The following is a 7,210-nucleotide window of genomic DNA, read 5'->3' on the forward strand; positions in this document are numbered from 1 at the left end:
TTCACCGTGACTCGAGCGTGAACATTCGCGATACCCCAAGGGGAAGCCTTCCCCCCCACCGCCGTGTTTTCGACTGTGATGCTGGAATCATACACCGACCTTAGATATTCGACGAAGAGCTCCCCGAAGGGGGGCATGCCGGGCAGGGCCCCGGTGAAACCACTTGCATTCCCCCCTTTAGTAATGCTGTCTCCGTAGAGCACGATCTTCGCCGGCTTACCAGCCTTGAGCTTGCTCAGCGTGTTGGGGAGACTAGTGCCCGCATATTCTGGGACCGGCCCCTTCCACAATCCTTTCTTGTGGGTGTAAGTAACCGCGAGCTGATGGTCATGAAAGTAATGTCCTTCTTGAAACAGCACTAATCCGCCTCCGCGCTTCGGAAAGGTCCAGCCTTTCTTCTTTTCCGCCGGATACATCTGTTGCGTGGTCAAAGATGGTGCCGATGATCCAGGCACAAGGCTGAGCGTGTCATTGGCGTACACCCAATCTACTCCTTCCTTATACGTCTTGTCCAGGGCCGCATTCTTGACCGACAGTATCTTGATTGCGGGAAAAAGCAATCGTGCCTTAGGTGACTCGGTCCCATTGGAAACCATCAGTACCGACTCATTAATCATCGTATCCGTCGCCCAGAAAGGAGTCATCATGTCATTCAGGAAATGGTCCGTTCCTTTCGGAAGCTCGGCCGAGTCCGCCGCCGCCACAGCAACAAAAATGAAGAACAACAGACCGCTGACAATACGCCTACCGATAAGACTTAGATTGCTAGGAATTTGCTTTTTGAGTGAGATGTTCGGAGGGGCTTTCATGGGGTGATAAGGGGGTCATTATTTCGTTGCACCTATTAACTTAACCGGTCTTCCAGCCCAGGTTTCACCCCAACCCTTTGCGCCGGATTTTCGGTAAATGGTGGGGGTGGAATCTTTCAAAGCATCAGCATGGAATGTAGGTGCATTTCCGAGGAAAATTATTTCCTTCAATTTTGGACAAATTCCAAAGGTGTATTGACCAATGCGCGTCACACCCTTTGGTACCGTTAACGACGTAAGATTTTTGCAAAATGCAAAGGTTGCAGTGGGTAGAGACTTGATGCCGCTGGGCAAGGTGAGACTGGTGAGTCCTGAATGTTGAAAAGCTCCAAAACCAAAGCTTTTCACAGTATCGGGGATGGTAATACTGGTTAGGTTTTTACAGCCATTAAAGGTCGTGGCGCCTATTTTGGTGACACCTTCAGGAATAGTAACCTTCTTAAGATTGGCGTATTGCTGAAAAGCACTGTTCCCAATCCGGGTAACAGGTTTGCCTTTGATCTTCGCAGGTATGATAATCTCTTCCACCTCTTTATCTGAATAACCGGCAATCATAATAGCACCATCGATGACATGATATTTGAAGAGGGAGGTACTTGGGGCCTCTTTCTTCTCCTCGCCCACTTTTGCCTTAAAGGGGAGGATGACCTTTTTAGACCCTTCACGTATGACAATTTGAAGAGCTAACCCCTTAAACTTTGCCTTGGTTCCACGGGCATTAAAAGTGACCATGTTGTCAGATATGCTTGAGCCCCAGCTATAACCCTTCACCTGCTTACCCCGAGCATCAACTAATTTAAGTTCAACAAAACCAACACTCCCTTCCCTCATCTCGAAATCGAGCTGAACGTCATCTCCAAAATCTCTTTTATCGTATGAGATTTTAATGCTGGTAGCGGCAAGGGCGGAATGAGCCAACTGGCCATTGGAAACCTTCAAGATATTGGGAATGGCGACGATCTTCTCTTTTCCACCGGTCAAAACCGTGACAGAACCCTGTACGCTTTTAATGCCAGAAACATTTTTAGGCAGATTATCAAATTTTATATTGAGACCGATCCCCTCTTTCGGGTGTTGTTTTCGGTCAACCATATTAAACTTAGATCCAAAACCCCTGTCATCAATCTTTACTTTTTTTCCATTTGACGCGATGCCGACCCCTTGAACAGGCCCAATTGAATATGCTTTTTGGGCTTCCTTACCCCGCAACTCAACTTTAATATGACATGTTGTTTTGGTTGTTTTTTTGCGCCCATCCCAAAAGGGTGTGGTAGAAACCTTTCCTACGGCCGTAGCGCGTATTCCTTTGATAGTCTTAACCTCTTCTACCTTTTCTGCCTTTTCTTGGACCTGCTTTTCGTAACCAATCCCTTCAAACGCGACGTCATCGCCAGACATTTTCTGACTCAAACGAAGTTTACCACCCTCAAGTTTAATAACGGCAGTTCCCGGCTTCCCACCCATCGACTGTTCAGGTATGTTGATCTGGGAGGCACTCTCCAGCGTCCCCTTCACCTTGTCGGGATTTTCGAATTCAGCATGGATAGTGACAACAACACTCTTCGGCCCCTTTCCCGCTTCAATTTTCATTACATCGTCGAGGCCGTGGTACTTCCCTTTCCATCTGCCAATAAAGGCATCGCGGGATTTCGAAGAGAGATTTGAATCGATACTTTTTTCACTTTGACACATCCCCGTTGGTGCAATCATGGCAAGAGCAAGGGCCATCACCGGAATGAAAAAGTTTCGCATCATGTGGGGGGTTTTGCTCTTGATGGCTGCCTTCTGGTGTAGACTTTGCCCATTGTGGTGGCCCGTACTAGTTATTTTGATGCTCATATTTTCTCCTTTGATTGCTAGGAATTTGCTTTTTGAGTGAGGTGTTCGAGGGGCTTTCATGGGGTGATAAGGGGGTTGATTAGTCAAGGTGTAAGGAGTTGCTGATTATCCGATTTTTACATACACCTACATCCTAGTAAAGGTATTTCAATATTGAAACCTATCCAGCAATGGTGACTATTAGACAAACTAAATGACATGGGACCTAAAATAAACTTCACTTTTAGCCACCGATGCAATGGTGACTATTAGACAGACTAAATGACACATCCGCCGCCACAGCAACAAAAATGAAGAACAACAGACCGCTGACAATACGCCTACCGATAAGACTTAATTGCTAGGAATTTGCTTTTTGGGTGAGGTGGTCGGAGGGGCTTTCATGAGGTGATAAGGGGGTTGACTACCGCCAAGGGATTCTACGGACCCACCGGAGTCAGTGAGGATGCAAGAGGCACCGGTATAGGAAAGGCCCTGCTATTTAAGTCGATGGAAGCACTCAGAGAAAGTGGTTATGTCTATGGAGTCATTGGTGGGGAGGGCCAGCGTGAGTTTTATGAAAAAGTCTGTAATGCTCAGGAAATCCCGAATAGCGATCCAGGAATTTATACTGATATCCTACCAGACTAAATTTCTAGTCACTCCCAGCAAAGTAATCTAACAGAAATTATTCAAGATCCTAACTTCGTCAAAAACGCATTTGCAAAAATAGCCGATCGTTACGTGCTCACCAACCACGTGCTCAGCATGGGTACAGACATTCTCTGGCGCAAGCGAGTTGGTCAGATCGTCATGGATTGGGCACCGAGCAGCATCTTAGACATTGCTACTGGGACTGGTGACCTGGCAATAGAGTTGCAGAAAGTTTGCTATGATGCAGAAATGATAGCATCAGATTTCTGTCCCGAGATGCTCGCCCATGCCTCTCGAAGAGGTGTGAAAAACACCCAAGTAGTGGATGCTATGAACATGCCATTCGATGACCACAGCTGTGATATTTTAACGGTGGCATTTGGTCTGCGGAATATGGCAGACTATCCGAAGACACTGACAGAAATGCGCCGAGTCATCAAACCGTGTGGGCACTTGTTAGTTCTAGATTTCTCTTCTCCAGAAGGTCTGCTTCGTAAGCCTTACGAATTTTACCTCAACAAGGTTTTACCAAAAATAGCAGGGAAACTTACCTCTAAGGAAGAAGCTTACACCTATCTAGCTGGCTCTATCGGAGACTTTCCAAGTGGCTCCGCTATGTGCGACCTGATCGCCCAGCAAGGCTTCAAGGAACCCCGCTGCGAACCATTGAGCGGCGGAATTGCCTCTATCTATACAGCGGAAGCTTAATAGTTGCTGAACTTAGTTTTATGTTTATTGATCTATTTATTGATCGTCGACTCCAAGTCGATAAAACCGGGATTTAAATCCAGTAAGAGAATCCGTAAACATGAACACAGCTGGAGTGCTCTCGCTCATCGTCGTTCCGGCACTTACCTGCCAGACACTCTGATCACGGAGGCGGCTGGCCACAGTTATCCAGCTTCCTGGTGTTAGGTCTTCTGACGCTTGGATGAAAAGAGTCAGTCCAGTGCTATCGTTATTATGATTAAGCTCTCCTTGGAAGTTTACTCCGTTTGGCGATGTCGTTAACGAGCTTAAGCTCATGTCTGCGTATTCTAATCCATTACTCACTCCGTTTCCGTTAAAATCCTCGTCGACAGCTGTGTTAGCCGAGCCAGGAGCGGCTCCGAAAATTGACCAAATATAGTTTTCATAGCTAGGAGCTAACTGTGTGATCCAGTCACGGATTAGGGCTTGGTCGGCAAGGGGGAGGGCATCTGTTGGACGCATCCGTGTTCCATGTTGAGGATTAGGGCTATTGATTTTCTCGAAAAGATAACTTCTAGAATAGCTTCCAGGTTCTACGAGTTTCATCCCTATTACGAAGACACTAGGCTGATCAACCAGTTCGCTGTAGCTGTTTCCTGGGGTTAAGTCGAGCCCTCCATTATTTGTGGTGTTGGCACGATGGCAGCCAGTGCAGTTAGCACTAAAAATACTTTGGATAGCCGCGTAGCTAACAGCGGGAGTGTATGGCTGGGCAGAAAGATCATCAGCTTCTCCACCACCCCACTCAGAGAGAACTACAGAAGCGTCTAAATCTATACCAGCTTGAGTGATGATGGATAAAGTTCTAGATGCATACCGTTCACGTCCTGTGTCCTCAGTAAATGTTAGTTCCAGCGTGGCACCAGCATCAGAGGTGGGAATGGGAATAGAATAGTAACCTAAATCATCAGTAGTGATTCGGTGGAGGACACCAGACGCAGGGATCCTTGAGGTAGGCAGGTAATCTCTGGCACCAGCGAAGGTGAATGGTAAGCCCGCTGAGCTGACACCGACATCCACAACGGCGGGAGAGCCGCGATGAGATAAAACCTGTCCTGAGACCGAAGTAGTAGAAACATGAAATATCTCGTTGATGATATTCATAGAACCGAGCGCAACGCTTACTCCGCGTGTCACAGATTGATAATTAGGCGGGGATAGATTCTGTGTTTTCATTATAAAGCCATTAGCGGTTAAGGGGAGGGTGACCGAGCCAGTGTAGGTGCCATCAGCCATCGTCACTAGTTGGTTTTCATTGATGCCAGTTCCCCCTGAAAATGGGAGAGGGGTGACACCATCAGTCTGGAAAAAAGAAATCGTGAAGGCAGATGTCACGGGAACTGGCGGTAGCGTTCTGCCATCATAAATTTCTAATATGAGAGAAACTGGCGTGCTCGTCGTAGCAGCCATCGCTAACTGAGCATCATCGGCTAGACCGACGCTATCAGTTACATTGAGAATCACAGTGTAAGCTCCTGGTGTGTTGTAGGTATGGGTTGGATTCTGTTGCGTTGAGGTATTGCCATCACCAAAGTCCCAGTTCCAAGCAGTCAAGTTATTGGTGCCTGGTGTGGATGTGTCAGTAAAGTTGACAGTAAAAGGAGTTTCTCCAATTCTGCTCATTGGGTTGGTGGTAAACGAAGCAAGAGGTGGATCACCTACAGCGAAGCGATAACGCCGTAGAGGATACCAGCCAGCCTGCGCAGCATCACCACCTGTCTGTGTGAAATAGAGGTGCCCATCCACAGCTAAATGTAGATCCATGGCAGTGGCAGCAGAGTCCCAGTAGCTAGCCCCTCCACCAGGAATAATTGTTAGAGTATCCCACTCTGTTCCTTGAGGATCGGAGCTATCAGACAGAGTGAAACGGCTAATCCCGCTAAGCCAATTTCCTACATACAGAGTAGGCTGTGCATTGTGAGCCAGAGGCCCATTAGGTGCTATTTCTATGCCTATAAGTGAAGCTCCGTCGGTATGAAGAACTTTAAATGATGGAGTATTTACGGTCAAGAAGCCATCGTTATCTTCTCCGTTCCAGAGACCGTTTCCACCCGCTCGCACCATCGATACTCGATCAATAGAGTCACCATTCTCAGAGACGTAGAGCGTGTCTGTCCGCGTAGGATGAAAGGTAAAGCGAAAAGGATTTCGTAAACCTGAGGCCCAGACTCGTGATCGAACAGAATCTGGGAGCGTATTGTAGTGTGGATTATCAGCTAGACCGAGCCCAGTAGAGGTGTCCACCCGTAGAATTTTCCCCACATAACTATCAATATTCTGGGGCAACATGTTGTCCGGATACACCTGATCATCATCACCAAGCGTGATGAAAATAGAAAATGGATCAAGTGGGTGAATACCGATATCGCCAGCTTTATGAAAGGCTACGTTTCTCGGCAGATCAGAGAGTAAAATAGTGTTAGAGCCGGTTACAATTCCATTAAAACTAGCGTTCATTGTATAGCGCACCAGGCGCTGGTCTGTCGTGGTGGTATAAAAAAGATAGATAAACCGATTGTTCGCATGATCAGGATCTATTTCTAAACCAAGTAATCCTGACTCCTGAGTAGAATCCACGCTGGATGTGACATCTAACAGAACTGAAGGGACCTGAAATCCACCGCTGCCATCTGGCTCGAAAAGGAGTAAGCGGCCTTGTTTTTCCGCCACATACATGCGGCCAGTTGAATCAAATACTACCTTCGTCTTACCGTTACCTGACTGGATATGATCAACAGCGAAATTACTATCCACAGGAGCTGCGAAAGAACTAGAAATGAGAGAGATACAAAAATAAAAAGTAGTGATGAATCGATTCATAAATATGGTTTTGTTGTCGTATGGAAATATAACGAAGTATTTTTTATGTTACAATTTATATCCGCAGTAAGCTTGGAAGAGACAATGTTAAATTTTGATATTAAGCTGCCCGTATCAATTTTAAAATTACTTAGCGGAGGTGGCGATATTATTAGAATTAACAGCGATCTCTCTGGCGCTTCTAATTTATACTACCTGATCGCCTAGCAAAGGTTACAAACAACGCTACTAAGAAAAACTGTAGCGTAATAGACTCTATCAAGACCGCGAAAGCCTAGTCATACTATAAGCTGATATTAAGCCGATGCATAGTTTAACATTTTAAGTGGCTAAAGTGTTAAGCCATGGTTTTATCAGAG

Annotated in this window: 4 protein-coding genes and 1 pseudogene; 2 read left to right on the plus strand and 3 right to left on the minus strand. The window is 46.4% G+C overall.

Annotated elements, in window-relative coordinates:
• Positions 1-809 (minus strand): annotated as a pseudogene (locus BSZ32_RS18740) (hypothetical protein); the annotation flags it as partial.
• Positions 810-827: 18 nt separating this feature from the next.
• On the minus strand, positions 828-2,648 hold the full coding sequence (locus BSZ32_RS06625) for a leucine-rich repeat domain-containing protein (protein ID WP_206018745.1): 1,821 nt from the start codon (positions 2,646-2,648) through the stop codon (positions 828-830).
• 399 nt (positions 2,649-3,047) lie between these two features.
• Here BSZ32_RS06625 and BSZ32_RS06630 point away from each other — a divergent pair, with 399 nt between their 5' ends.
• Together BSZ32_RS06630 and BSZ32_RS06635 are read left to right on the plus strand one after the other, a co-directional pair.
• On the plus strand, positions 3,048-3,278 hold the full coding sequence (locus tag BSZ32_RS06630) for a GNAT family N-acetyltransferase (protein WP_206018746.1): 231 nt from the start codon (positions 3,048-3,050) through the stop codon (positions 3,276-3,278).
• A gap of 39 nt (positions 3,279-3,317) precedes the next feature.
• A complete protein-coding gene (locus tag BSZ32_RS06635; RefSeq protein WP_105042712.1) occupies positions 3,318-3,989 on the plus strand; it encodes a ubiquinone/menaquinone biosynthesis methyltransferase in 672 nt (223 codons plus the stop codon).
• A gap of 36 nt (positions 3,990-4,025) precedes the next feature.
• On the opposite strand, the gene BSZ32_RS06640 is transcribed toward BSZ32_RS06635, so the two are convergent.
• A complete protein-coding gene (locus BSZ32_RS06640) occupies positions 4,026-6,851 on the minus strand; it encodes a PQQ-dependent sugar dehydrogenase (protein ID WP_105042713.1) in 2,826 nt (941 codons plus the stop codon).
• Positions 6,852-7,210 lie beyond the last annotated feature (359 nt).

The sequence above is a fragment of the Rubritalea profundi genome, from assembly GCF_002954445.1.
Lineage (GTDB): Bacteria > Verrucomicrobiota > Verrucomicrobiia > Verrucomicrobiales > Akkermansiaceae > Rubritalea > Rubritalea profundi.

Bases quoted from the DNA above. Each gene is read 5' to 3' on its own strand.
- BSZ32_RS06640 (WP_105042713.1), bottom strand. From the start codon at position 6,851: ATGAATCGATTCATCACTACTTTTTATTTTTGTATCTCTCTCATTTCT.
- BSZ32_RS06625 (WP_206018745.1), bottom strand. From the start codon at position 2,648: ATGAGCATCAAAATAACTAGTACGGGCCACCACAATGGGCAAAGTCTA.